Raw genomic sequence first — 25,682 nt, 5'->3', positions numbered from 1 at the left:
GCCCCGGGGGCTTGGCGGGGCGCCGCGCTTACTTGCTGCTCAGTTCGCGCAGGGTCACCTGCCGGATCTTGCCGCCTTCGACCACGGCCACGTAGGTGTTGGCCAGCGCGCCGCCTTTGTCGTCCACGCCTTCGATGTCGTTGGGGTTGTACTTCTTCGGCAGCGTTTTGAAGGCTTCGTTCAGCTTGGCGCGGATGGCCTTGGCATCGCTGACCGTGCCGGCCAGGCGCATCGCTTGGGCAAGCGCATGCACCGCCGTGTAGTTCAGCGAAACCTCGGAGCTCGGGTCGCGGCCCGGGTGGAGCTTGCGGAAGCGTTCGACGAAGTCCCGCGCGTGCGCTCGCGTGTCTTCCACCAGGGGCAGCACGCCGATCGAGCCTTCCAGCGGGCCGTAGCCGCCGGTCACTTTCGCGATCTCGTCCATCTTGGCCTGATCGATGATCACGAAGCCGCCCTTGAAGCCCAGCTCGCGCGCTTGCTTGACCACCAGGCCGGTGGGCTCGGAGGCGCCACCGATGAACATCACGTCGGGCTTGGAGGCCAGCACCCGGCTCACGCCGCTGTAGAAATCGGTCGAGCGGTTGTACGACATCGGGTTCTCGGCCACGATCTTGCCGCCGGCGGCTTCCCAGGCCGGTTTGAAGGCCGCCGTCCAGGCCTTGGCGTAGTCATGGTCGGCATTGGCAATGGCCAGGTTCTTGCCGTACTTGCCCATCGCGTAGCGTGTGAAGGGCTCGACGTAACCGGTGAACTCCGGCGGAATGCGCAGGGTGAGGGTGTTGCCGCGTGCGGTGATGGTGGGCACACTGGTGTAGGACAGCAGCAGCACACCCAGGCGCTCGTTGGTGGTCTGCACCGCGAAGCTGCCGCCCGAGTGCGGGATCAAGACCGCCGGTGTTTTGTGCTCTTGCACCAGGCGCTGCGTGTTGATCGCGCTTTCGCTCGGGTTGTACTTGTCGTCCAGGGCCACGAGTTCCAGCTTGACCTTCTTGCCGGCCACCTCCAGGCCATCGGCGTTGATCTCGGCGATGGCCATCTCCATGCCGGACAGCACGTTCTTGCCGTACAGCGCGGCGCCGCCGCTCAAGGGGCCCGAAAAACCGATCTTGACGACCTCCTGGGCGACCGCGGCGCTGCCGATGCCCGCCAGGGCCAAGGCGGCCGCACTGCGCAGCACGAGGCGGCGCGATGAGGATGGGTATGACATGTCTTTGCTCTCCTGAGTGAAGCCGGACCGCGGGGGCCGGCATGGGGTGGGAACGGAAGGAAACCGACATCAAGCGCCGATGTAGGCCCGCCGGATGGCGTCGTGGCCCAGCAGCTCCTCGCGGCGGCCTTCCATCACGATGCGCCCACCTTCCAGCACGTAGGCGCGGTGGGCGATCTGCAGCGCGGCGTACGCGTTTTGCTCGGCCAACAGCACCGTGGTGCCGGCGCGGTTGATGCGCTGGATCACTTCCAGCACCTGCTTGACCACCAGCGGCGCCAGCCCCAGCGACGGCTCGTCCAGCAGCAAGGCTTGGGGTCGGCCCATCAGCGCGCGGCCGATGGCCACCATTTGCTGCTGCCCGCCCGACAGCGAGCCGGCCGCTTGGTCCTTCTTCTCGCGCAGGATGGGGAACAGGTCGAAGACCTCCTCGAGCAGCTTGGCGTTGCCCTTGCGGTCGCGCCGGTGCACATAGGCGCCCAGCATCAGGTTCTTCAGCACCGACATGCCGGGAAAGAGCTTGCGGCCTTCGGGGCACAGCACCAGGCCCTGCTGGACCCAGCGGGCCGGTTTGGCACTCGTCATGTCTTTGCCACGCAGCCGAATGCGCCCGCCAGACGGCTTGAGCAGACCGCTGGCGGTCAGGAAGATCGAACTCTTGCCGGCCCCATTGGCACCGAGCAACACCACCAGCTCGCCCTCGTCGGCATGCAGCGACACGCCGTGCAGCGCGCGGAACGCGCCGTAGTGCAGGCTCACGTTCTCAAGCTGCAGCATCGGCGACCTCCTGGATGCCATGGGTGTCGTCGCGGCCCAAGTAGGCTTCGATCACTTGCGGATGGCGGCGGATCTCGGCCGGGCGGCCCTCGGCGATCTTTTCGCCGTAGTTCAGCACCACGATCTTGTCGGCCAGGCGCATGATCATGTCCATCTTGTGTTCGATCAGGCACACCGTCAGGCCGCTGTCGCGCATCTTGCGGATGAGCGCGGCCAGCCCCGCGGTCTCCTCGGGGTTCACACCGCCGGCGGGTTCGTCCAGCAGCACCAGCTTGGGCTGGGTGGCCAGCGCCAGCGCGAAGGCCACGCGCTTGCGCTCTTCCTGCGAGAGGTCGCCGGCCATGCGGTGGGCCGCATGGCTCAGGCCCACGAAATCCAGCGCCTGCTCTGCCTGGTGCCGGCAGCGCTTCTCTTCTTCGCGCAGGCGGCGGGTGCGCAACAGCGCGTCCCACAGCCCTGAGCGGGTGCGCAAGCGGTGGCCCACGATGAGGTTGTCCAGCACCGTGGCGCGGTCGAACAGCGCGGTGGTTTGGAACGTGCGGGCCACGCCCAGCGCCGCCATCTGGTCGGCGCGCAGGCCAGCGACGTCGCGGCCTTCGTAGACGATGCGTCCGCTGGTGGGCCTCAGGGCGCCGCTGATCAGATTGAACAACGTGGTTTTGCCCGCGCCGTTGGGGCCGATGATCGCGTGGATCGAGCCGGGCTCGATCGTGGTGCTCACCTCGCGCACGGCCGCCAGGCCGCCAAAGCGCTTGGTCAGTCGATGGATCTCAAGCATGGCCATCCTCCTGAGGGGACCAGGCTGCGGCAGGGCGCTGTCGGGCCGCGGCGTGGGCCGCCGCGGCCTGCTGCGACTGGCGCCGCGCGCGCCACTGCAGCCCACTGCCCACCACACCGTGCGGCAGGAAGATGATCAGCACGATGAGCAGGGGGCCGAACACCACGAAGCGGTATTCCTGCAGGAACTGCAGGTACTGGGTGAGCCAGGGCATGGCCACAGCGCCCAGCAACGGACCCAACATCGTGCCGATGCCACCCACGAGCATGTACATCGTCATGTCGAAGGTGTGCTCCACTCCGGCCACGCCGGGGCCCAGAAAGCGCACGAAGCCCGCGTACAGGCCACCGGCCCACCCGGCATAGACGACCGACAGCACGAAAGCCGTCAATTTGGTGCGCATCAGGTGGAGGCCCAGCGCCTCGGCCAAATCCTCGCTGTTGCGCACGGCCACGAAGCTGCGCCCGACCAGCGAGTGGACGATGCGGTGCATGGCCCACAGGCCCACGGCCAGGAAGAACAGCACCAGGTAGTACAGCTCGCGCGGCGACTCGAACTGCAGCGGGCCGATGGGCGAGGGCGACGGGATGCCGATGATGCCCACCGTGCCGTGGGTGAGGCTCTCCCACTTTTCGATCACGAGGTACAGGATGTAGCCCACGCACAGCGTGAAGATCGAGAAGTAATGGCCCTTGAGCCGCAGCGAGACGATGCCGACGAAAAAGCCCAGCACGGCGGCCACCGCGCCCGACAGCGCAAACGCCACCCAGAAGGGCAGGCCATGGTCCACCGTGAGAATGCCCACCGTGTAGGCACCCACGGCCATGAAGCCGGCGTGCGCGAGGTTGAATTGGCCGGTGTAGCCGGTGATGAGGTTCAGCCCCAGGGTGGCCAGCGCATAGATGTAGGCGGTGGACATCACCGTGAGGTGGTAGTCGTTGCCGGCCACGAAGGGAAACACGATGCCGGCAGCCAGCAGCAGGCTCCAGCCGAGCTTGCCGTGCAAAAGGTCCAAGAGGCGGTCCATGTCAGCGCACTCCCTTGGTGAGCAGCCCCTCGGGGCGCAGCGACAGGATCACCACCAGCAGCGCAAAGGCGATGATGTCCTTGTAGTCGGGCGAGATGTAGAAGGCGCCGAAGCTCTCGGCAAAGCCGATGATCAAGCCACCGACGATCGCGCCGGGCACGCTGCCCATGCCGCCCAGGATGATGATCACGAAGGCCTTGGTGATGACCAGGTGGCCCATGGCGGGGTAGATGAGGTTGATCGGCGCATACAGCGTGGCGGCCACCGCGGCCAGCGCGCCCGAGATCGCAAAGGTCAGCATCGCCACGCGGTTGGGGTCGATGCCCACCAGGGCCGCGCCCTGCCGGTTTTGCGCCATCGCGATGATGGTCGAGCCGATCACCGTCTTCTTCAGGAACAGGTGCAAGGCCACCATCAACGCAAAGGCCGCGCCGACGATCATCAAGCGTTGCACCGGGGCGGTGGCGCCGCCGATGTCGACGATGCCGGTGTAGGGCGTGGGCAGGCGGTGGAAGTCGGCGCCCCACACGGCCTGCGCGCCGGCTTCCAAGAACAGCAGCAGGCCGATGGCCGCGATCATGTGGTGCAGGGCCGGGGCCTCACGCAGCGGGTGGAACACCAGCCGCTCGGCCGCAACGGCGATCAGCGCCACCGCCACTGCGGCACCGGCCATGCCCACCCAGTAGTGGAAGCCTTGCTCGGTGATCAGCCAGAACGCCGCATAAGCTCCGGCCATGTAGAACGCCCCGTGCGCGAAATTGGGCACGTGCAAGATGCCGTAGACCAGGGTCAGACCCAGGGCCACCAAGCTGTAAATGCCCCCGAGCGTCAGCCCGTTGAGCACTTGCTGGAAGAACGAATCCAAGGGGAGAGCTCCGTGTGGAAGGGAAGGGCGCAGGCTCAGCGGATCATGTAGCCGCCATCGGCCACGATCGTCTGCCCGGTGATGTAGCGTCCAGCGGCCGAGGCCAGCATCACTGCGATGCCGCCGATGTCATCGGGCTCGCCGAAGCGGCGCAGCGGCAGCTGCGTTTCGATCAGCGCGCGCACCCGCGGGTCGTCGACCAAGGCCTTGGCGAAATCGGTGCGAATCACGCCCGGGGCGATGCAATTGACGCGGATGTTGTCCGGCCCCCATTCCACGGCCAGGTTGCGCGCCAGCTGCATGTCGGCCGCCTTGGAGATGTTGTAGGCGCCGATGGTGGTCGAGCCGTGCAAACCGCCGATGGACGAGACGATGATGATGGCCCCGTCCTTTTTGGCCGCCATGTCTTCGCGCACCATCTGGCACAGCCAATGGTTGCTCAGCACGTTGTTGCGCATGATCTTGTCGAAGACCTCATCGCTCATCCCGGTGCTAGGGCCGTAGTAGGGATTGCTGGCGGCATTGCACACCAAGATGTCGATCGGCCCCCAGTGCTCGCGGGTTTGCGCCACCAAGGCTTGGAGCTGCTCTTTGGACGAGATGTTGGCGGGGATGGCCATGGCCTGCCCGCCTTCGTCGCGGATGGCCTGGGCCACGGCTTCGCAGGCCTCGGCCTTGCGGCTGGAGATCACCACCCGCGCGCCGCAGCGCGCCAGGTTCTCGGCGATCGAGCGGCCGATGCCCCGGCTGGAGCCGGTCACGATCGCCACCTTGTGGTCCAGGCGAAAAAGCTGCATCCGCTGTCTCCTTCTTTCCTTCTCGATAATGCGTGGGCACAAGGTAGGGGAAGGGTCCCAATGGCCGCAGTCACCCATGAGACAACCCCAGGGTCTGCCCTAGGTTTGTGGACGGTCGTGCACTTCTTCAGGGCACATTCAGCAAGGTGAGGCGTCATGCCCAAGGACTACGAACGCATGGAATGGTCCAATCGCAGCGAATGTGTGGACCTGCGGTCGTTGTGCGACCTTTCGCGCCGCCGCGTGCTACAAGGCGGCACGGCCGTGGCGCTCGCCTCGCTGGGTCTGGCGTCGGCTTCGGCGTCGTCGTCGCGCCTGCTGGGCTTTCGCGGTGTGCCGCCATCGACGGCCGACACCGTGGTCGTGCCCGAGGGCTACGAGGCCCAGGTGATCGCGCGCTGGGGCGAGCCCGTGGGCTTGCCCGGGCACATGCCGCCGTGGCGCGCCGACGCAAGCCACAGCGCGGCCGACCAGGCGGCGCAACTGGGCATGCATCACGACGGACTGCAGTTCTTTCCGCTGGAGGGCCGCAGCGACCGTGGGCTGCTGGTGATGAACCATGAATACACCGATGAGGGCTTGCTGCATCCCGACGGCATGGCCCACTGGTCGGCCGAGAAAGTGCGCAAGAGCCAGGCCGCGCATGGCATCTCGGTGGTGGAGGTGACCCTGCGCGATGGTCGCTGGGCGCTGGTGCTCCCCTCACGTTATGCGCGCCGCCTGACCGCCTTCACACCGTGTGCGTTGCGCGGCCCTGCCGCCGGCCATCCGCTGATGCGCACCGCGGCCGACCCGGCGGGCCGCACCGTGCTGGGCACCTTGAACAACTGCGCCGCCGGCCTCACCCCTTGGGGCACCTATCTCAGCGGGGAAGAGAACTTCATCGGCTACTTTGCCGCCCCGACACTGCTCGATGCCCACCAGCGCCGCTGGGGGATGGGGGCCGATTGGGGCTACCGCTGGCATGAGTTCGACGAACGTTTCGATGCCGCGCGCCACCCGCATGAGCCGAACCGCTTCGGTTGGATCGTCGAGGTCGATCCTTTCGATCCGCAGTCCATGCCGGTCAAGCGCACCGCCTTGGGCCGTGCGGCCCATGAGGGCGCCACCGTGGCCGTCACCCGCGACGGCCGTGCGGTCGTCTACAGCGGCGAGGATGCCCGCTTCGAGTACCTCTACAAATTCGTCTCGCGCGATGCCATCCGCCCCGGTGGTGCGAAGGCCAATGCCGAGCTGCTGGACCACGGCACGCTCTACGTCGCGCGCTTCGACGCCGATGGCCGTGGCCGCTGGCTGCCCTTGGTGCATGGCCGCGGGCCGTTGACGGCAGCCCATGGCTTTGCCGACCAGGGCCAGGTGCTCATCCAGGCCCGCCAGGCCAGCGATGCGTTGCGGGCCACGCCGATGGACCGTCCCGAATGGGTGGCGGTCAACGCGGTCACGCGCGAGGTGTTTTGTTCACTGACCAACAACAGCCGCCGCGGCACCGAAGGCTTCCCGGGTGTGGACGCCGCCCACCCGCGCGCACGCAACCACATGGGCCACATCATTCGCTGGCGCGAGGAGGGCGACTTCGACGGTGAAACCTTCACCTGGGAGGTGTTCCTTTTGGCCGGCGACCCGATGAATGCGCGCACCGAAGCGCAAGGCAACATCCGCGGCGATGCGTTCGCCAACCCCGATGGCCTGTGGGTCGATCCGCGCGGTGTGCTGTGGATCCAGACCGACATGAGTGCCAGCGTCATGAGCCGCGGCGAGTTCGCGCGGCTGGGCAACAACCAAATGCTGGCTTGTGATCCGGCCACGGGTGAAGTGCGCCGCTTCCTCACCGGCCCCCGCGGCGCCGAGATCACCGGCGCCACCATGACCCCTGACGGCACCACGATGTTCGTCAACATCCAGCACCCGGGCGAGCCGGAGAACGACCGCACCGACCCGGCGCAGCCCACCCAACACTCCCGCTGGCCTGACGGCGGCCGGCCCCGATCGGCCACGGTGGCCATTCGCAAGCGTGATGGCGGCGTGGTGGGCACGTGAGCGGTGGGCTCGACTTTCGGTCTGGATGGCCCGATACTGCCGCCCATCGACCCCTGGCATGCCGCCCATGACGCCTCATCCTCTGGACACCTGGCACCGACTGGTGCGCGAGCAAGATGCCGCAGGGCTGCATGCCCTGTTGGCCGAAGACGCCGTCTTCCACTCCCCCGTGGTGCACACGCCGCAGCGGGGGCGGGCGCTGGCAGCGGCCTATCTCGGTGCGGCCTTCCAGGTGTTTGGCCACCCGAGTTTCCGCTATGTGCGCGAGATCGTCGGCCCGTCCGATGCGATGCTGGAGTTCGAGCTCGAGCTCGAGCTCGACGGTCTGTACATCAACGGCGTGGACATCCTGTGCTGGAACCAGGCCGGCCAGATCACCGACTTCAAGGTCATGTTGCGGCCGTTGAAGGCGGTGCACCTGATCCACGAGCGCATGGCGGCGATGCTGCAAGCGCGGCGCTGAGTGCTGCGGCCAGGCGCGCCTTCAGCCGTGCACCCCGGCATAGCCGGGCTCGCCGTCGAAGTGGTAGAGGTTTTCGGTCTTGATGACCTCATAGCCGGCTTGGTGCAGCCTGGCCTGCAAATCGAGCACCTCGTCGAAGCGCAGGCCGTCGTTGGCGGCCTTGAAGCGACAGCGCCAATGGTCCACGCAAAAGGTTTGCGGCAGGCCGTGCGGCCACACCTTCACGCCACGGTTGGTGATGAGCTGCAGGCCGAGCAAGCCCGGGGTCAGGCGTCGTAGCGCTTGGGCGAGCGGCTCGGGCGACGAGCCGCTCCAGTGCAGGAACACATCGACACCGACGAGCTGCTTGCGAGCCGGTGCACGACGCGCCGGCGCTGGCAGTTGCAGCGGGCCTTGCGCATCGAAGCGAGCGGGGCGCAGGATTTGCGGCTCGCGCCCCAGGCGTTGCACCACGGCCAGCGCGAAGGCTTGCGTGCCCAGCCGCTGGCGGCTGTGACCCTCGCGAAAGATGTCGGCCGTGTGCAGGCCCTCTTCCAGCGTGCTCAGCCAGGCATTGTGCACCCGCTGCGCCACCTCGGCCTGTCCCAGATGCAGCAGCATCAGCACTGCCGCATTCAGCAATCCGGAGGGATTGGCCACATCGCGGCCGGCCAGCTGCGGTGCCGAGCCGTGGATGGCCTCGAACATCGCGCAGTGCTCGCCGATGTTGGCCGAACCGGCCATGCCCACCGACCCGGCGATCTGCGCAGCCACGTCCGAGACGATGTCGCCGTAGAGATTGGGCGTGACGATGACATCGAAATCCTGCGGCGCATCGGCCAGGCGTGCGGTGCCGATGTCCACGATCAGGCTGTCGCGTTGCAGCTCGGGGTACTGCGCGCCAATCTCCTCGAAGACGCGATGGAAGAGCCCATCGGTCATCTTCATGATGTTGTCCTTGATGAAGCAGGTGACGCGACGCCGCCCGTGGCGGCGTGCGTACTCGAAGGCATAGCGCACGATGCGCTCGCAGCCCGGTCGTGTGATGAGCTTGAGGCATTGGACGACCTCGTCGGTCTGACGGTGCTCGATGCCGGCGTAGAGGTCTTCCTCGTTCTCGCGCACGATCACCACGTCCATGCCGGGGTGCCGGGTGGGCACCACCGGGTGGTAGGCCACGCAGGGCCGCACGTTCGCATACAGGCCCAGCGCCTTGCGCAGGCTCACGTTCAGGCTCTTGTAGCCCCCGCCTTGCGGCGTGGTGATGGGGCCCTTGAGCAGCACGTGGCTGTCGCGCAGCACGTCCCAGGACTGCGGGGCGATGCCTGACGCGTGGCCGGCTCGATAGACCGCTTCGCCCAGTTCGATCGTGCGGATGTCCAAGCGCGCGCCCGCGGCATCCAGGATGCGCAAGGTGGCCTCCATCAACGACGGGCCGATACCGTCGCCAGGTGCGACGGTCACAAGAGGCAGGGATGGGCTCATGGCGTGTTCTCCGTTCATGCGGCCGGGTGGGCCGCACCGAAATTCTTGAAGAACACGAAGATTTTGAAAAATAGATTATCTATGCCATTAATATCTATGAATATCGATTGATGGAGCCCGGCCATGAAAACCCGCCTGCACACCCGTCAGACCACCTTTCGGCAGCTCGAAATCTTCAAGGCCGTGGCCGAGCGCCTGAGCGTGACCGAGGCGGCGCACGCGCTGCACTTGGCCCAGCCCACGGTGTCCACGCAACTGGCCAAACTTTCCGAGGCCCTGGGCGTGCAGCCCTTCGAGCAGATTGGCAAGCGGCTGTACCTCACCGACGTCGGCGAAGAGGTGTTGGCGGCCACACGCGAGCTCTTCGAGGTGCTGGACCGGCTGGAGATGCGGCTGGCCCAACGAGCCGGCCTGTCCATTGGCCGCCTGCGGCTGGGCGTGGTCACCACGGCCAAGTACCTGGTGCCGGCGCTGCTGGGCCCGTTCTGCAAGGCGCATCCGCAGGTGGAGGTGGAGCTGCAGGTGGGCAACCGCGCCGACATCCGGCAGCGCTTGCAAGCCAACCTCGACGATCTTTACGTGTTCAGCCATCCGCCGCGCGAACTGGACATCGAGGCCCAGTGGCTGACCGACAACCCGTTGGTGCTGATCGCCCCGCAGGATCACCCACTGGTGCGCCGTCGTCGGCTGCGCTGGCAGGATCTGTCCGGTGAGCGGCTGCTGATGCGCGAGCCCGGCTCGGGCACGCGCCATGCGATCGAAACCTATCTGGCCCAGCAGGGCTGGACGCTGGGCCGCACGCTGACCATCGCCAGCAACGAGGCCATCAAGGAAGCGGTCTTGTCCGGCTTGGGGGTGACCATCCTCAGTCGCCATGCGCTCACCCACATGGCCCCGGGCAATCTGGTGGAGCTGCCGGTGCAGGGTTTTCCGATTCCGAACAGCTGGTACCTCGTCACCCCGCGCGGCAAGCAGCTGTCGCCGATCGCGCAGGCGTTTCGCCAGCACATGCTGCAGGCGCTGCGCCCTCGCCCGGCGCGGCGCGGCTGAGGGCGCGGTCGATCAGTGCGCGGTCCGTCAGTGCGCGGTGGGCATCACGAACTGGGCTCCTTGGGGCGTGCTTTGCGGCCAGCGCTGCATCACCGACTTCTGCCGGGTGTAGAAGCGCACGCCTTCCTCGCCATAGGCGTGCATGTCGCCAAAGAGCGAGCGTTTCCAGCCCCCGAAGCCATGCCAGGCCATGGGCACGGGAATGGGCACATTGATGCCGACCATGCCCACCTCGATGCGCCGCGCGAATTCACGCGCGACGTGGCCATCGCGGGTAAAGCAGGCCACGCCATTGCCATACTCGTGCGCATTGACCAGCGCCACGGCTTCGGCAAAGTCGCGCACCCGCACGCAGCACAGCACCGGGCCGAAGATTTCCTCGCGGTAAATGCGCATCGAGGGGGTCACATGGTCGAACAGCGTGCCGCCCAGCCAAAAGCCGTGCTCGTGGCCGCTCACCGTATGGCCACGACCATCGACCACGAGGTGCGCGCCTTCGCGCACGCCTTCGGCGATGTAGGCTTCGATGCGCTGCAGCGCCTGCTTCGTGACGATGGGGCCCATTTCGGCATCGGGTTCCATGCCGTTCTTGATCTTGAGCTGCCGGGTCCGTTCGGCCAGCCGCGGCACGATCTGGTCGGCCACCTCGCCCACCAGCACCGCCACGGAAATCGCCATGCAGCGCTCGCCGGCGGAACCATAGGCCGCGCCGATCAACGCGTCCACCGCCTGGTCCAGATCGGCATCGGGCATCACCACCATGTGGTTCTTGGCCCCGCCCAGCGCCTGCACGCGCTTGCCGTGGTGGGCGCCGGTCTCGTAGATGTATTGCGCAATCGGCGTGGAGCCCACGAAGCTCAGCGCCTTGACCTGCGGATGCGCCAGCAGCGCATCGACGGCGACTTTGTCGCCTTGCACCACGTTGAACACGCCATCGGGCAGGCCGGCCTGTTGCAGCAGCTCGGCCATGAAGATCGAGGGCGAGGGATCGCGCTCGCTGGGCTTGAGCACGAAGCTGTTGCCGCAGGCCAGGGCCACCGGGAACATCCAGCACGGCACCATGCACGGGAAGTTGAAGGGCGTGATGCCGGCCACCACGCCCAGCGGCTGGCGCAGCGTCCAGTTGTCGATGCCGGTGGAGACCTGCTCGGTGTAGTCGCCCTTGAGCAACTGCGGAATGCCGCAGGCGAATTCCACGATCTCGATGCCGCGCGTGACCTCGCCCTGCGCATCGGAATACACCTTGCCGTGCTCGGCGGTGATCATTTCCGCCAGCGTGTCACGATGCTGGTGGAGCAGTTCGAGGAACTTGAACAACACGCGGGCGCGGCGGATGGGCGGGGTGTCGGCCCAGGCCGGGAAGGCGGCCTGCGCGGCGGCCACCGCGGCATTGACGTCCTCGACGCCGCCCAGCACCACTTCCCGCGCCACCGCACCGGTGGCCGGCTGATACACCGGCTGGGCGCGGCCGCTCGCACCGGCCGTGTGACGTCCGGCGATCCAGTGGGCCACGGTGGCGTGAAATGCGGCCGTAGAGGTTCCCATCTCGTTGCTCCTGCGAAGACTTGGCGATGCACCCAGTCTAGGCCGCCGCTGCGGCCCTTCCAAGCGCCGGCGGCTGACCATGTCGTTCAGAATGATGAACAATCGTGACCCAGAAATTGGAACCAATCATGGTGGGCGAGCGCATCGAGAGCCTGTGGGGCCATGTCCATGCCTTGGGCGAGTTGGCCGCGCAAGGCAGTTACACCGCGGCCGCACGCCGCTTGGGCATCTCCAAGGCGGCGATGAGCCAGCGCATCGTCGAACTCGAGCGCGCCGCCGGCGTGCCGTTGGTGCAGCGCACCACCCGTTCGGTGCGGCTGACCGAGGCAGGCCAACAGCTGGTGGACGCCACGCGCGAGGCCTATGCGCAGATCGAGCGCGGTTTCGCCCAGGTGCGCGACCTGGCCGCCCAGCCGCGCGGCCTGGTGCGCCTGAGTGCGCCGGTGGCGCTGGGGCGGCAGCAGATCGTGCCGCGGCTGCCGGAGTTCTTGCGCCGTCATCCGCAGGTGCGCATCGAGATGGATCTTTCCGACCGCCTGGTCTCCTTGGCCCAGGAGGGCTTCGACCTGGCGGTGCGCCACACCGCTGCCCCCCCCGGACACCCATGTGGCCTGGACCCTGTGCGAGACCCGCTCCTGGCTGGTGGCCAGCCGGGCCTACCTGCGCCGACGTGGTGTGCCCGAGCATCCTCAGGAGCTGGTGGCGCACGACTGCCTGAGCTATCCGCGGCCCGGCGAGAGCGCGACCTGGTCCTTCGAGTCGGCCCAAGGCCAGCGCGTCACCGTGCCCGTGCGTGGGCCCTTTGCGGCCAACAACAGCGAGGTGTTGCGCGAGGCGGTGCTCGGCGGGCTGGGCTTGGCGGTGCTGCCAGACTTCAGCGCCCAGGCCGCGCTGCAAGCCGGCCGCTTGGTGGCGGTGTTGCCGCGCTGGCGGCCGGTGGGCGCTTTCGGTGAGCGCATCTATGCGATCCGCCCGTACAGCCCGGTGGTGCCGCGCGCGGTGCAGGCCCTGGTGGCCTACTTGCGCGAAACCTTGGCCGCAGGCTTTTGCCCCTGAGGGCCGCACGGCTCGTGCACCGCCACGCTTTGCGGGGCCCTGCGGTGAGAAAAAATCGCCCACCGCGAAGGTGGGCGAGAAAGTCCTAAAAAGGACGTCGTTGGGAGACTGTGATCGTGGTGTGATCATGGGCCTATCGCGCGATGCCTGGCGCGGCATCGGTGCAAGCCCGGCGACTGTCGAGTCCGCCCCGTGTGACAGCACGATTCCACTGTAGCCTGCCCGCTGTGCAGAACCCATCCCTCTGAAAGGGGATGCCTGCGAACGTGCGGCATCGCCTGGGGTCCGAGACAGCCTGCGTATGATCTTGACGCACATCAAGCCCGGCCCCTCGCGGTGATGACAAGCTGTGGGCCATGCCCCCTTTCAGGAGCGTTTCCATGAAGATCCTCGTCGCCGTCGATGGCAGCGTCTACACCAAGCGCATGTTGGGTTATCTGGCAGCCCATGATGAACTGTTCGGCAGTGCGCATGACTACACCGTGCTGACGGCCGTGCCGGCCGTGCCGCCGCGGGCGGCGGCCGTGATCGACAAGGAAACGCTGGCCGAGTACTACGCCGACGAGGCCGAAAAGGTGCTCAAGCCCGTGCGCACCTTCTTCGACAAGCAAGGGTTGAAGTGCAAGACGGCGCACAAAGTCGGCCACCCCGGGGAGATCATTGCCAAGGCGGCAGCCAGCGGCAAGTTCGACCTGGTGGTCATGGGCTCGCATGGCCACAGCGCCTTGGGCAATCTGGTCATGGGGTCGGTGGCGACCCATGTGATCGCCCATTGCAAGACGCCGGTCTTGCTGGTGCGCTGAACGGGCTCAGCGTGGCGGCCCGCGCAGGCCGTCGAAGCAGGTCGACAGCAAGGTGTCGATGATCTGTGCATCGCTGTACTGCCCGCCGGCCTTCAGAAAGCTCAGCACCGGATCGCAGGCCCGGGCGTACAGGGTGTAGAGCACCACTTCCGGCGGCAGGGCCGGGTTGATCTGCCCGCCGGCTTGGGCCGCGACGATCCAGGCGCCCAGCCGCTCACTCAGCGCCATCAGCCGGTCCATGTACTGCCGGTTGGCGATCAGCGCCTGGCGCAGACTGGAGTTCTGCGAGGGCAGGGAAGGCATCTCGCCGGCGAGCTGAACCTCCATCGTCCAGCGTGCGGTGGCGCGCAGCTTGTCGATCGGCGCCAAATGCGCGTCGGCCTCCAGCGTCGCGGTGAAGTCCAGCGCCCGCTGCAGCACGCGGATCATGGCCGCGGCGGCCAGCTCTTCCTTGGACGTGAAGTGCTTGTACAGGCTCGCCTTGGCGATGCCCACATCGGCGGCCACCTCGTCCACGGTCATCATCTCGAAGCCTTTTTCGGCCAGCAGCCGGTTGACCGACGAGACGATGGCGTCTTCGCGGGCGCGAAGCACCTGTTCCTTGAACGACATGCGGGCCATGGGCTGCATTGTAGACCCGCCGTCAGCAAAGCATACGAATCCGTCGAAGCGCAACCATCGGGTCACACAAAATACCAATCGGTTGAAAATGGAACTGATGGGTAATTTTGCTCGGCGGGTCCCGAAGCGGTCCCTGGACGACTTCGGATCCGGCGGGAGAGGCTTTGGGGGACACCGATACAGGGTCAGGCGTATGGCCATGAAGAAATGGTCGACGGCCACCGCGTTGGGCTTTGGACAGCTCGCACCGGCTTGGGACCTGATCGACACGGAGCCGCGGCCCAGCTCAGCGTCTGGATCCCTCAGCGCGGGATCCACCACCGCGCAGCGCGCCACCGCGGCCCGTGGCGCCGTGGGCCGTGAGCCCTTCAAACGTCGTCCTGGCCGAAGCGGTCTTCGTGCGGGGCGTGCGCGTCTCGGGCGCTGCGGTCATGGTGGGGCGGGGCGGGCACCTCGCCGCCCAGGCGGGCTTCCAAGCCGAGCTCGGTGCCCAGATCGGCCGGGTCGGGTTCATAGGCGGGCGCCGCTGGCGCGGGCGCACGGTTCCAGGGGGGCAATGCAAAGCGGGCCATGGTGCACCTTCCGTGGGGGGCACGGCCTGGGGGGGCGGTGCCTTGTCTCATCTCATGTGTCGGCAGTGTGCGCCCGGCCTGAAGGGGGCGATATCCCGAATTGGAGGGGGATGTGGCGACATTTGCACAGCCCGGCCCCCTCGACTGCGGGGCGGGCGCAGCCTGTGGGGCGCTGCGTTCAGCGACGGGCCAGCGCGGCCGCGTGCTCGGCCTGCACGCCGGCGCGTCCCGCGGCGACGACATAGACCGCCTGCGTGGCCAGCCGGGCGTCGGCGAGCACGGGGTGCGCGGTGGCGCGGAATTCGGCGCGCGCATGGCGGGCGTCCAGGCTCAGCAGCACATAGCCTCGTTCGTCCGAACGCGCATGCTGCAGGTCCGGGTTGCTCGATCGCACCAGCCCCATGGCGTAGTCCGGCAGCCCCGCGCTGGTGATCGAGCTGGTGACGAACTCGCTGGCCACCACTGGCGAGCGCGCATCGTTGGGGACCACGCGCAGGTCGGCGGCGACATGGCGGTGTACGTCGCCGCCCAAGACCACCACATCGCGCACCCGGGCTTGCGCGATGCCCCTCAGCAGGCGCTCGCGGGCGGCGGGGTAGCCGTCCCAGCCATCGGTGTAGAGACGGCGTCCCCACGGAGTGTCCACGCCCCACGGGCTCATTTGGGTGGACTGGCCCAGCAGCTTCCACTGTCGGGGGCAGGTGCTCAGGCCGTCGTGCAGCCAGCGTTCCTGATCGCCGCCCAGCATGCTGCGCTGCGCGTCCCCCAGCAGCGCACAGGGCGCGGCCAAGCGTCCGCCCAAGGGGCGCTGTGCAGTGGCGCAGGCTTGGGGCGAGCGATACTGCCGAGCATCGAGGGTCCACAGCTCGGCCAGCCGGCCCCAGGGGTAGCGATCGTGGATGCGCATGTGCGGGCCTTGCGGGGCCATCCATGGGGCCAGCGGCAGGTGTTCGAAGTAAGCCTGATAGGCGGCCGCACGCACGGCGAGAAAGGCTTGCGGGTCGGGCAGCAAGGGGCTGCGATCGCCGGCATAGTCGTTTTCGACCTCGTGGTCGTCCCAGGTCAGCACCCAGGGATGGGCAGCATGGGCGGCACGCAGATCGGGGTCGAGCTTGTACCAGGCATGCTGGCGCCGAAAATCGGCCAAGGTGATCGGCCGCGGCCCATGGCGGCGCAGGCGCCGCTGCGGATGGCTGGTTTCGTACAGATAGTCCCCGACGAACAGCACGAAGTCCAGGTCTTGCCGCGCGATCTCGCGGTGCACGGTGAAGTAGCCTTGCTCGTAATGCTGGCAGGACGCCAGCGCCACACGCAGCAGGCCGACTTCGGCGTCCTCGGCCGGCGCCGTGCGGGTGCGGCCCACCGGGCTGCTGGCGCCTGCGCAGTGAAAGCGGTAGTGGTAAGTGCGCCCGCTGGGCAGCCCCTTCACTTCCACATGCACGGCATGGGCCCGTTGCGGGCCGGTCCAGACCTCGCCACGCTGACGCACCTTGCGGAAGTGCTCGTCGTCGGCCACTTCCCACTGCAGCTTCATGGCCACGGGGGGCAGGCCACCGTCAGGCTCCAAAGGGCGTGGTGCCAGCCGGGTCCACAGCACCACGCCCTCGGGCCGCGGCATGCCACTGGCCACGCCCAGCGTGAAAGGATCGTCGGTGATGCGAGCGCCGTCGGGCTGGGCTGCCACCGGGGCGGCCAGGCGGGCCAGCGCCACGGCCGCGGCCGTGCGCGAGAGCTGGGTCAGGAAGGCGCGACGGTCGGGCAGGGCAGGCATCGTGGGCAGAATGGTCGCGGAGTCGAATGAGTGGAATGAGTGCAGCGGCTCAAGCCACGGGCTCCAAGGCGTGTCGTGCTCCGGCCGCCAAAGCCAGGCCGACGCGATCGAGCAAACTGGCCCGGGCCTGCGGGCCAGGATCATCGCCCAGCTTCCATTGGTGCCAGTGCAAAGCCACCGGCAAACGCACCTCGGGGTGCAAGACTTGCAACTCGCCGCGTTCGACATGGGGGCGCACCTGGAGTTCCGGGGCCACGCCCACGCCCCAGCCCATCACGGCTGCGCGCACATAGGCGTCCGACGAGGGCACGAAGCGTTCGCGCAGGCGGGGTTGTCGCACCCCGAACGCGCGGCTGACCCATTGCGCCTGCATGTCGTCCTTGCGGTTGAAGACGAGGAAGGGCACCTGCGAGAAGTTGCGCCGGTGCAAGCCCTGGGGCAGCTCGCGCGCGACGAAGGCCGGACTGGCCACGGCCACATAAGGCATCACGCCCAGCGGGGTGACGCGGCAGCCCCGCAGGGCTTGGCGCACCGTGCTCACGCAGCCCAACACGGCCCCTTGGCGCAACCAGTCGTGGGTGAAATCCTGGTCGTCCACCACCAGTTCCAGGAAGACGCCGGCTTGCACCAGCGCATCCAAGGCCGGCAGCACCCAAGTGGCCAGGCTGTCGGCATTGACGGCGATCGGCAGCCGATCGTCCGCTCGGCCGGCGGCCTCCAGTTCGCGGGCCACGTCGGCGCGCAGCGCTTGCCACTGACGCGCAAAGCGCAGCAACACCTTGCCGGCCTCGGTCAGTCGCAGCGGACGCGAGCGCACCACCACCGGCTGGCCCAGGCGGGCCTCCAGCGCCCGCAAGCGCTGCGAGACGGCCGACTGCGTGAGGCTCAGCCGCGCCGCGGCGCGCTCGAAGCTGCCTTCGTCCACCAGCGCAGCCAAACATTCCAAGGCGGCAGGGTCCAGATCGTTCATAAGTGGTTCTAATGTAATCGGAACTTTATTCATCTTGCTTCACTGAAGCGCGCCGCCTGCCGACAATGGCCGGATGGTGGCCCCCGATCCGACCCACGCCGTTGTCGTGTTGAACTCGCCTGCCGTGGTGGCAGCCGGGTTGCAAGGCTGGGTTGCGATGGCCGGCTTGATCGTGGCCATCGGCGCGCAAAACGCCTTGGTCTTGCGCCAAGGCTTGGCGCGCCGGCACGTGGGCGCCGTGGTGGCCCTGTGCATCGTGTCGGATTGGATGTTGACCACGCTGGGCGTGATGGGCTTGGGCCGTTGGCTGGCCACCTCGCCGACCTGGTTGGCCGCCATGCGCTACGGCGGGGCGGCTTTCCTGATCGCCTACGGGGCGTTGGCAGCGCGGCGCGCTTGGTCAGGCGCTACGGCCGGCTTGGTGGCCCAAGGGGCCGACCGCGGCCTGGCGCCCACGCTGGCGACGGCGCTGGCGCTGACCTATCTGAACCCCCATGTCTACCTGGACACGGTGGTGCTGATGGGGGCGCTGGGCGCGCAGCATCCGCCGGCGGCGCGCTGGGCCTTCGTGGCCGGCGCGGGGGCGGCCTCGGCCGCGTGGTTTGGCCTGCTGGGCTACGGGGCGCGCCTGGCCTCGGGCTGGCTGCGCCGCCCCGAGGTGTGGCGGGCCTTGGATGTGGCCATCGCCGCGGTGATGTTTTGGATTGCGGCGCAACTGCTGCTGCAACCCCTAGGGGGCTCGGGGGTCTGACCCCCGGGAGGCCCCGTTCCTTCGAAGGAGTCGATCATGCGAGTCATCGTCCTAGGCGCCGGCATCGTCGGCATCAGCACGGCCTGGTACCTGCTGGAGGAGGGGCACGAGGTCACCGTGGTCGACCGTCAGCCCGATGCCGCGCTGGAGACCAGTTTTGCCAATGGCGCCCAGATCTCGGTGAGTTTTTGCGAACCCTGGGCCAGCGCCGGCGCGCCGCTGAAAGTCTTGAAATGGCTGGCCCGCGACGACTCGCCGCTGTTGTTCCGCCCCCGGCTGGACCCGCAGCAGTGGCTGTGGGGCTTGCGCTTCCTCGCCCAGTGCCATGATGCGGCCTTCGAGCGCAATGTGCGCCAGCTCGTGGCCTTGGGCCGCTATAGCCATGAGTCGCTGCAGGAGTTGGTGCAGCGCACCGGCATCGAGTACCAGCGTCTGCAACGCGGCATCTTGCATTTCTTCTCCACGCCCAAGGACTTCGAGGAAGGCGCCGCCGCCGCCGAGCTGATGCGCAAGTACGGCGTGGACCGCCGCGTGCTCAGCCGGGAAGACGTGCTCAAGGTGGAGCCCGCGCTGGCGGCGTTCGGTTCGCACATTGCGGGCGGCACCTACACGCCCACCGACGAGTCGGGCGATGCCCGCGTCTTCACCCAGCAGTTGGCGCGCCGGTGTGCGCAGCGCGGCGCTCGTTTTCTGTACGAGCATGACATCCTCGGCATCGAGGCCGGTGGGGGCGAGGTGCTCGGCGTGCGCGTGGCCGAGCGCCGCAGCGGTCGGCCGCACACCCTGGTGGCCGATGCCTATGTGGCTGCCTTGGGCTCGTACACCGCGCCATTGCTGCGCCCGCTGGGCGTCGGGCTGGCCATTTACCCGGCCAAGGGCTATTCGGCCACCTTGCGGCTGAAGCATCCCGAACGCGCCAGCGTCGTGAGCCTGCTGGACGACAGCCGCAAGATCGCCATTTCCCGCCTGGGCGAGTTCGTGCGCATTGCGGGCACGGCCGAGCTGGCCGGCTACGACACCGGCCTGGACACGCCCACGGCGCGGGTGCGTTGTCAGGCCTTGCTTGCGCGCTACGAGCAGCTCTTCCCCGGCGTGGCCGACCTGTCCGAGCCCCACTTCTGGGCCGGCCTGCGTCCCAGCACGCCCTCGAACATCCCCTACATCGGCCGCACGCGGGTGGGCCGCCTGTGGGTGAATGCCGGCCACGGCACGCTGGGCTGGACGCACGGCGCCGGCTCGGGGCGCGCCTTGGCCGCGCTGATGAGCGGCCAGCGGCCGGCGCTGGACTTCGGCTTCTACGGGTTCCCGACGGCCGCGGCGTCGGCCCGCCCTTGGCGCCGCGCCGCGGCCTGATCACCCCCGAGACGCCTGGCGGCGCTGGTGCGCCTGACCGGCCGCCACGATGTGCTCGCGCATCCAGACATGGGCCGGATGCCGGTCGTGCCGTTGGTGCCACAGCACCTCCACATGCACGCCTTGCAGGGCCAGCGGGATGGGCTGGATGGCCAACTCGTCCTCGAAACCGGTGGCCGATAAAAACTCGTAGGGCAAGACGGTCAACAGGTCCGACCCGGTCACCACGCGCCCGGCGGTGAAAAACTGGTTGACCGTGAGCACCACCCGCCGGCTGCGGCCCAGCGCGGCCAAGGCTTCGTCCACGAAGCCATGCGGGCGCCCGGAAAAGCTCACCAACAAATGGTGGGCCTCACAGAACCGATCGAGCGTGAGTTCGCCTTGCGCCAGGGGGTGGCCTTTGCGCATCACGCACACGTAGTGCCCATCGTACAGCCGCTGGTGGTGAATGGTGGCTTGAGCGCCCTCGGCCTCCAGCGCCGCCACGGCCTGCGGGAAGTAGCCAATCGCGAAATCGGCCTCACCGCGCTCCAGCCAGGGACGCGGGTCGCGGGTGGTCAGCGGGACGACCCGCACGTTGGTGAGGGCTTGGGCGGATTCGATGGCCTGCACCAGCGCCGGCAGCAAGGTGGCCGCGGTGGCGTCGGCCATGGCCAGGCGGAAGCTCGCCTCCTGGGTGCGCGGGTCGAAGTGGCGCGGCTCGATGGCCTCGCGCAGACGCTCCAGCGCGGCTCTGACCTCCGGCCACAAGGCCTCGGCCTTGGGCGTGGGCTTCACGCCGAAGGCCGTGCGGGTGAACAGCTCATCGCCCAAGGCCTCACGCAGCCGACGCAAGGCATTGCTGACCGCCGGTTGGGTCATGGCCAGACGCTGCGCGGCCCGTGTCAGGTTTTGTTCGGCCATCACCTGGTCGAACACCCGCAGCAAATTGAGGTCCAGGGTGCGGAAGCTCATGCGGCGATCATGACATAAATAATGTGAATATCAGTGATTTCAACAATCCATTGGCAACATACCTAGGGTTTACCCTAGACTTCCTTCCGTCACGTCGCATCAGGCGTGTACGGAAAGGAGATCACCATGTCTGCCACGACCATCAAGCTCCCGTCGGCCCCGGTCAAGACCGCTCCTCCGCGCGGTGCGTCTTGGGCAGCTCGTCTCTTCGCGGGCCTGCTGCAGGGCTTGCGCACCGTGGGTCGCCACCTCATCGAGCAGCGTCAGCGCTGGGCACAGGCGCGCGCCATCCAGGAGATGCTGCGTCTGGCCGACAGCTACAGCGTCTCGCAGCCGGGCTTTGCCGCCGAACTGCGCGCCGCGGCCGCGCGTTTGCAGTCCGAAGACGACGAGTCCGCGCGGGCATGAGCGCTGCGGCCTTCGCCATCGGCGTGGGCGCATGAAAAAAGCCGCCCTCGGGCGGCTTTTTGCTTGGAAGGCAAGGCTTGCTCAGGCAGCCAGACGCTGCGCCAAGCGCTCCTTGGTGTCGATCAGTTCACGGGGCAGGCCGTGCGCGAGTTGCTGGAACAGCTCTTCATGCAGTTTCAGCTCCTCTTGCCAGGCTTGCAGGTCCAGACTGGTGACCTGGGCATATTGCTCACGGCTGAACTCCAGCCCCGCCCAGTGCAGATCGCCGTAGCGAGGCGTGACCCCGAAGACATGCTCCTGGCCTTGGCCGTGGCCTTCGATGCGGTCGATCATCCACTTCAGCACGCGCATGTTTTCGCCGAAGCCCGGCCACACGAAGCGGCCGGCTTCGTCTTTGCGGAACCAGTTGACGGTGTAGATCTTCGGCAGGCGGGCGCCGCTGCGTTGGAGCTGTTCGCCCAGGTCGAGCCAGTGCCGGAAGTACTCGGCCATGTTGTAGCCGGCAAAGGGCAGCATCGCGAAGGGGTCGCGGCGCACCACGCCTTGTTGGCCGACGGCCGCGGCGGTGGTTTCCGAGCCCATGGTGGCGGCCATGTAGACGCCTTCGACCCAGTTGCGCGCCTCGGTCACCAGCGGCACGGTGGTGCTGCGGCGGCCGCCGAAGATGAAGGCATCGATGGGCACGCCGGCGGGGTCGTCCCAGGCCGGGTCGAGGGCCGGGTTGTTGGTGGCTGCCACGGTGAAGCGGGCATTGGGGTGGGCGGCTTTGCGGCCGGTCTCCTTGGCGATTTGCGGCGTCCAGTCCTGGCCTTGCCAGTCCAGCGCGTGCTCAGGCGCCGGGCCCATGCCTTCCCACCACACGTCACCGTCGTCGGTGAGCGCCACGTTGGTGAAGATCACGTTCTCGCGCAGCGAGGCCATGCAGTTCGGGTTGGTCTGCTCGTTCGTGCCCGGGGCCACGCCGAAGTAGCCGGCTTCGGGGTTGATCGCATACAGGCGGCCGTCGGGGCCGGGCTTGATCCAGGCGATGTCGTCGCCGATGGTCGTGACCTTCCAACCCTCGAAGCCCTTGGGCGGGATCAGCATCGCGAAATTGGTCTTGCCGCAGGCGCTCGGGAAGGCCGCGGCAATGTGGTACTTCTTGCCCTGCGGGTTGGTCACGCCCAGGATGAGCATGTGCTCGGCCAGCCAGCCTTGCGCACGGCCCATCGTGGAGGCAATACGCAGCGCAAAGCATTTCTTGCCCAGCAAGGCGTTGCCGCCGTAGCCTGAGCCGTAGCTCCAAATCTCGCGGGTTTCCGGATAGTGGACGATGTATTTGGTGGTCGGGTTGCACGGCCAGGCCACGTCCTTCTGGCCGGGCGCCAGCGGCGCGCCCACGCTGTGCACGCAAGGCACGAAGTCGCCATCGGTGCCCAGCACGTCGAAGACGGCCCGACCCATGCGGGTCATCAGGCGCATGTTCACCGCCACATAGGGGCTGTCCGACAGCTCGATGCCGATGTGGGCGATCGGCGAGCCCAGCGGGCCCATCGAGAACGGCACCACGTACATCGTGCGCCCGCGCATGCAGCCTTTGAACAAGGCGTTGGGCCCCGTCTGCAAGATGGCACGCATCTCCTCGGGCGCCACCCAGTTGTTCGTCGGACCGGCGTCTTCCTTGCGGCGGCTGCAGATGAAGGTGCGGTCTTCCACCCGTGCCACGTCGCTGGGGTCACTCCAGGCCAGATAGCTGCCCGGCCGTTTGGCCGGATTGAGCCGCCGGAAGGTGCCCGATTGCACCAATTGCTCGCACAGCTGGTCGTATTCGGCCTGGCTGCCATCGCACCAGTGGATGGCCGCCGGCTCGGTCAGCGCAGCCATCTCAGCCACCCAGGCCAAGACCTTGGCGTTTTTGACATAAGCCGGCGCCTGCAAGCGCAGGCCCTGCATGACGGGTTGGTTCATGGTCGCTCCAAACTCAAAAAGCCCACAACGGAATTTGGACAACCTCGAACGGGAACCCGCCGTAAAAACACGGGCACGGGGAGGCAGGCACGGGGGCCGGCGCTCGGGGTTCGCCAAATGCCGCAGGGTGACGCCTCGATCTCTGGCGCACCGCAGGGCTTGCCGTGGCCCGGTTGGGGGGCGTCCGGCAAGGCGGTTTGCTCAGTGTAATCCGGTGGTAACTCCGGGGCGACCTGGGGTTATGCAATTTCGGTATGGGAACATGCCGGGCGCATCGGTCGGTGTGCGAAAGCAGGTCGGCGGTGGTCCATTCAGCACATTCAGTAAGATGCAGGGGCGTCCCGATCCGTGCCGTGCGCCCATGGTCTGCGCTTCCTGTTCGCGTCGCCGTCTGCTGCATGCCGCCAGTGCGATGTCGCTGGCGGCCTGGTTGGGGCCGACCCAGGCCCAGCAGCGGCGCCCCCAAACGCAGGCCTTGCTGGTGGGGGTGGCCACCGCATTGCATGACAGCGGCTTTGCGCTGCACATTCGCCGCGCCATGGCCCGCGACACCGGCCTGGCCGTGGACACCATCCCCGGCCCCAGCGAGCGCATGCTGGCCTGGCTGGAACAAGGAGAAATCGACGTGGCCATCACCCATGCGCCGCAGGCCGAGGAGGCCTTGCTGAAGCAGGGCCTGGTGCACGATCGGCGTTTCGTGGCATCCAATCGGTTCGTGCTGGCCGGGCCGATGCAGCCCCAGGCTGCACCGGCCCAGGGGCGCAAGGCCCTGCCCTCGCGCGACCCACTGGGTCTGGCCGGCAGCACCGACGTGGCCGCGGCCTTGGCGCGGCTGGCCGAGGCCGGCGCGCAGGGGCAGGCGCTGTTCGTGGCGCCGGCCGAGCGTACCGGTGCGCGGGCCAAGGAGCGCCAGCTGTGGCAGGCCGCCGGCCTGGAGCCCCAGGGGCCCTGGTATCAACAGGCCGTCGGCGGCATGGGCGAGACGCTCGCCCAGGCCAATGAACGGGGAGCCTATGTGCTGGTGGAGCGCGGCGTTTGGCTGGCCTCGCGCCAGCGCGAGCGGCTGGGCGTCGTCATCGACGGTGACGTGCGCCTGATCGACCTGTACCACGCGATGCGCTCGTTTCGCGTGAACCATCCGGCCGGCAAGCTCTTCCTCGACTGGCTGACCGGGCCCATCGGGCGGCGGGCCGTGGCCTCGGCGCCCGGGGGCTATCAGGCCGTGCGGCCAGGCCGCTGAGGTGCGGATGCCGCGGTCTGGTCGAGTGTTGTCGGTCCAGGTGGGGGTGGCGCAGCCGCTGCACATCCAGGGCCGCGAGGTGCTCAGCGCCTACGCCAAACGGCCGGTCCAGGCGCCGGTGGCGGTGCGGCGCCTGGGGCTGCAAGGCGACGAGCAGGCCGACCCCAGTGTGCATGGCGGGTTGTCCAAGGCGGTGTACGCCTATCCTGTCGAACACTATGCGTTCTGGCGCACGGTGCGCGCCCAGGCCCGTGTGGCGGCCTGGGACGCCGAGCTGCCCTTCGGCCCCCTGGGCGAGAACCTCACGCTCAGCGGTCTGACCGAAACCGAGGCCTGGATCGGTGACGTGCTGCGTTTTCCACACTGCGCGCTGGCCATCAGCGAGCCCCGTTACCCGTGTTTCAAGTTCGAGCATGCGATGGGCTTTCGCCAGTCGGCGCGGCTGATGGTCCAGTCGGGTTACTGCGGCTTTTATCTCGCCGTGCGCGAGGAAGGACACGTGAGCCCCGGCGACCCCTTCGAGCTGGTGCCCGGCCCGCGCGAGGTGAGCATCGCCGAACTCTTCGCCGCCCGGGTGCGGCGCTGAGTCATCAGCCCTCTTGCCGCTCGTCCCACTGCCAAATGACCCGTCCCCAGTCGGTGGCGAAATCCGGCATCACCTCGCCCGCCTGGAAGTGACGGCGGCTGTGGGCCTTGGCGGGGGTGAACCACCAGCCCGTGCGCGGGCAGGGCTGGCCGGCGGGGGTTGAAGGCGGGCGTTCATTGGCCGCCGGTTCCACCGGGGCCATGTACTGCGCTTCTTCCTCGGGGATCGTGCCGTCGAGGTAGCGCTCGTCCTTCCAGATGAGCCGCCACGTCACCGGCCAGGGCTTGTCTCGTTCCTCATCCCGATAGGTGGGCGCCACCGTGTGCGCCACCAGGTAGTTCATACAGCCGATGTGCCGGCGGCGAACCAGGGGCTGGGGGGCGGGTTCGAACAGGCTGGGGCGCATGCCCAGGGCCGCCTGCATGCGCGCCCACAGTCCGGGGTCGGGCTGCACGGGTTCGCCCCATTCGGGCTCATAGATGCCATCGACGGGCACCTCCTCGCCGGTGTTCACGGTGAGGTCCGTGGGAGCGGGCACTTCGGGCAACTGAGCAGGGAAGTTCAGGTGCTTGGGGTCGTTCATCGGCAACTGGTACACCGGGTGGAAGGTGGCCAGCGCATTCCAGGGTGACCCGGGCGC

Annotated in this window: 24 protein-coding genes and 1 pseudogene; 10 read left to right on the top strand and 15 right to left on the bottom strand. The window is 67.8% G+C overall.

Features of this window, described 5'->3' with window-relative positions:
- Positions 1 to 28: 28 nt before the first annotated feature.
- The 6 genes from F615_RS0112290 to F615_RS0112265 all read right to left on the bottom strand — a co-directional run bounded on the left by F615_RS0112290 (position 29) and on the right by F615_RS0112265 (position 5,451).
- Positions 29 to 1,207 carry an ABC transporter substrate-binding protein gene (locus F615_RS0112290; protein WP_019561492.1) on the bottom strand — a complete coding sequence of 393 codons (1,179 nt, stop codon included), beginning with the start codon at positions 1,205 to 1,207 and terminating at the stop codon, positions 29 to 31.
- Between the two features lie 69 nt (positions 1,208 to 1,276).
- Entirely contained in the window at positions 1,277 to 1,984 is a 708-nt protein-coding gene (locus tag F615_RS0112285) for an ABC transporter ATP-binding protein (protein ID WP_019561491.1), read from the bottom strand.
- The gene (locus tag F615_RS0112280; RefSeq protein ID WP_019561490.1) at positions 1,971 to 2,762 is read right to left on the bottom strand and encodes an ABC transporter ATP-binding protein; all 792 of its coding nucleotides are present in this window, start codon (positions 2,760 to 2,762) and stop codon (positions 1,971 to 1,973) included. Before F615_RS0112280 ends, F615_RS0112285 begins: the two co-directional genes overlap by 14 nt.
- A complete protein-coding gene (locus F615_RS0112275; protein WP_019561489.1) occupies positions 2,755 to 3,789 on the bottom strand; it encodes a branched-chain amino acid ABC transporter permease in 1,035 nt (344 codons plus the stop codon). Before F615_RS0112275 ends, F615_RS0112280 begins: the two co-directional genes overlap by 8 nt.
- Before the next feature lies 1 nt (position 3,790).
- Positions 3,791 to 4,654 (bottom strand): branched-chain amino acid ABC transporter permease, encoded by an 864-nt coding sequence (locus F615_RS0112270; RefSeq protein ID WP_019561488.1) that lies wholly within the window; start codon positions 4,652 to 4,654, stop codon positions 3,791 to 3,793.
- A gap of 35 nt (positions 4,655 to 4,689) precedes the next feature.
- Complete coding sequence (locus F615_RS0112265) at positions 4,690 to 5,451, bottom strand: SDR family NAD(P)-dependent oxidoreductase (RefSeq protein ID WP_019561487.1); 762 nt, start codon at positions 5,449 to 5,451, stop codon at positions 4,690 to 4,692.
- A 156-nt stretch (positions 5,452 to 5,607) separates the two neighbouring features.
- On the opposite strand from F615_RS0112265, the gene F615_RS0112260 reads away from it, so the two are divergent.
- A complete protein-coding gene (locus F615_RS0112260; protein WP_019561486.1) occupies positions 5,608 to 7,488 on the top strand; it encodes a PhoX family protein in 1,881 nt (626 codons plus the stop codon).
- Positions 7,489 to 7,555: 67 nt separating this feature from the next.
- On the top strand, positions 7,556 to 7,951 hold the full coding sequence (locus F615_RS0112255) for a nuclear transport factor 2 family protein (protein ID WP_019561485.1): 396 nt from the start codon (positions 7,556 to 7,558) through the stop codon (positions 7,949 to 7,951).
- Positions 7,952 to 7,972: 21 nt separating this feature from the next.
- Here the strand turns inward: F615_RS0112255 and F615_RS0112250 are convergent, their stop codons facing one another.
- On the bottom strand, positions 7,973 to 9,415 hold the full coding sequence (locus F615_RS0112250; protein WP_026330279.1) for an NADP-dependent isocitrate dehydrogenase: 1,443 nt from the start codon (positions 9,413 to 9,415) through the stop codon (positions 7,973 to 7,975).
- Between the two features lie 123 nt (positions 9,416 to 9,538).
- Here F615_RS0112250 and F615_RS0112240 point away from each other — a divergent pair, with 123 nt between their 5' ends.
- Positions 9,539 to 10,465 carry a LysR family transcriptional regulator gene (locus F615_RS0112240; protein ID WP_019561482.1) on the top strand — a complete coding sequence of 309 codons (927 nt, stop codon included), beginning with the start codon at positions 9,539 to 9,541 and terminating at the stop codon, positions 10,463 to 10,465.
- A gap of 27 nt (positions 10,466 to 10,492) precedes the next feature.
- Here F615_RS0112240 and F615_RS0112235 read toward each other — a convergent pair whose 3' ends face one another.
- Positions 10,493 to 12,010, bottom strand: a complete 1,518-nt coding sequence (locus tag F615_RS0112235; RefSeq protein ID WP_019561481.1) for a CoA-acylating methylmalonate-semialdehyde dehydrogenase — start codon at positions 12,008 to 12,010, stop codon at positions 10,493 to 10,495.
- 128 nt (positions 12,011 to 12,138) lie between these two features.
- On the opposite strand from F615_RS0112235, the pseudogene F615_RS19225 reads away from it, so the two are divergent.
- Both F615_RS19225 and F615_RS0112225 read left to right on the top strand, forming a co-directional pair.
- Positions 12,139 to 13,066 (top strand): annotated as a pseudogene (locus F615_RS19225) (LysR family transcriptional regulator).
- Between the two features lie 380 nt (positions 13,067 to 13,446).
- Positions 13,447 to 13,869, top strand: coding sequence for a universal stress protein (locus F615_RS0112225; RefSeq protein WP_019561478.1), 423 nt, complete (start codon positions 13,447 to 13,449; stop codon positions 13,867 to 13,869).
- 6 nt (positions 13,870 to 13,875) lie between these two features.
- Here the strand turns inward: F615_RS0112225 and F615_RS0112220 are convergent, their stop codons facing one another.
- The 4 genes from F615_RS0112220 to F615_RS0112205 all read right to left on the bottom strand — a co-directional run bounded on the left by F615_RS0112220 (position 13,876) and on the right by F615_RS0112205 (position 17,803).
- A complete protein-coding gene (locus tag F615_RS0112220; RefSeq protein WP_026330278.1) occupies positions 13,876 to 14,490 on the bottom strand; it encodes a TetR/AcrR family transcriptional regulator in 615 nt (204 codons plus the stop codon).
- A gap of 368 nt (positions 14,491 to 14,858) precedes the next feature.
- Positions 14,859 to 15,062, bottom strand: a complete 204-nt coding sequence (locus tag F615_RS19460) for a hypothetical protein (RefSeq protein ID WP_019561476.1) — start codon at positions 15,060 to 15,062, stop codon at positions 14,859 to 14,861.
- 178 nt (positions 15,063 to 15,240) lie between these two features.
- Entirely contained in the window at positions 15,241 to 16,833 is a 1,593-nt protein-coding gene (locus F615_RS0112210) for an alkaline phosphatase D family protein (protein WP_019561475.1), read from the bottom strand.
- Positions 16,834 to 16,882: 49 nt separating this feature from the next.
- On the bottom strand, positions 16,883 to 17,803 hold the full coding sequence (locus tag F615_RS0112205; protein ID WP_019561474.1) for a LysR family transcriptional regulator ArgP: 921 nt from the start codon (positions 17,801 to 17,803) through the stop codon (positions 16,883 to 16,885).
- 73 nt (positions 17,804 to 17,876) lie between these two features.
- On the opposite strand from F615_RS0112205, the gene F615_RS0112200 reads away from it, so the two are divergent.
- Together F615_RS0112200 and F615_RS0112195 are read left to right on the top strand one after the other, a co-directional pair.
- Positions 17,877 to 18,554, top strand: a complete 678-nt coding sequence (locus F615_RS0112200; RefSeq protein WP_019561473.1) for a LysE/ArgO family amino acid transporter — start codon at positions 17,877 to 17,879, stop codon at positions 18,552 to 18,554.
- Between the two features lie 36 nt (positions 18,555 to 18,590).
- Positions 18,591 to 19,907, top strand: a complete 1,317-nt coding sequence (locus F615_RS0112195) for a D-amino acid dehydrogenase (RefSeq protein ID WP_019561472.1) — start codon at positions 18,591 to 18,593, stop codon at positions 19,905 to 19,907.
- On the opposite strand, the gene F615_RS0112190 is transcribed toward F615_RS0112195, so the two are convergent.
- Positions 19,908 to 20,861 (bottom strand): LysR family transcriptional regulator, encoded by a 954-nt coding sequence (locus F615_RS0112190; RefSeq protein WP_019561471.1) that lies wholly within the window; start codon positions 20,859 to 20,861, stop codon positions 19,908 to 19,910.
- A gap of 126 nt (positions 20,862 to 20,987) precedes the next feature.
- Between F615_RS0112190 and F615_RS0112185 the strand changes: the two genes are divergently transcribed.
- Entirely contained in the window at positions 20,988 to 21,269 is a 282-nt protein-coding gene (locus tag F615_RS0112185; RefSeq protein WP_019561470.1) for a hypothetical protein, read from the top strand.
- Positions 21,270 to 21,350: 81 nt separating this feature from the next.
- On the opposite strand, the gene F615_RS0112180 is transcribed toward F615_RS0112185, so the two are convergent.
- Positions 21,351 to 23,216, bottom strand: a complete 1,866-nt coding sequence (locus tag F615_RS0112180) for a phosphoenolpyruvate carboxykinase (GTP) (RefSeq protein WP_019561469.1) — start codon at positions 23,214 to 23,216, stop codon at positions 21,351 to 21,353.
- Between the two features lie 361 nt (positions 23,217 to 23,577).
- On the opposite strand from F615_RS0112180, the gene F615_RS0112175 reads away from it, so the two are divergent.
- Positions 23,578 to 24,456: a substrate-binding domain-containing protein gene (locus F615_RS0112175; RefSeq protein ID WP_019561468.1), complete on the top strand. Its 879-nt coding sequence runs from the start codon at positions 23,578 to 23,580 to the stop codon at positions 24,454 to 24,456.
- A gap of 7 nt (positions 24,457 to 24,463) precedes the next feature.
- On the top strand, positions 24,464 to 25,042 hold the full coding sequence (locus F615_RS0112170; protein WP_019561467.1) for an MOSC domain-containing protein: 579 nt from the start codon (positions 24,464 to 24,466) through the stop codon (positions 25,040 to 25,042).
- 4 nt (positions 25,043 to 25,046) lie between these two features.
- Here the strand turns inward: F615_RS0112170 and F615_RS19455 are convergent.
- On the bottom strand, positions 25,047 to 25,682 hold a 636-nt coding region (locus F615_RS19455; RefSeq protein WP_019561466.1), incomplete at its 5' end, for an Imm72 family immunity protein.

This window comes from Caldimonas manganoxidans ATCC BAA-369, assembly GCF_000381125.1.
Taxonomy (GTDB): Bacteria; Pseudomonadota; Gammaproteobacteria; order Burkholderiales; family Burkholderiaceae_C; genus Caldimonas; species Caldimonas manganoxidans.
The sequence above is the reverse complement of the archived record's forward strand: the minus strand, read 5'-3'. Positions and strand labels throughout refer to the sequence as shown.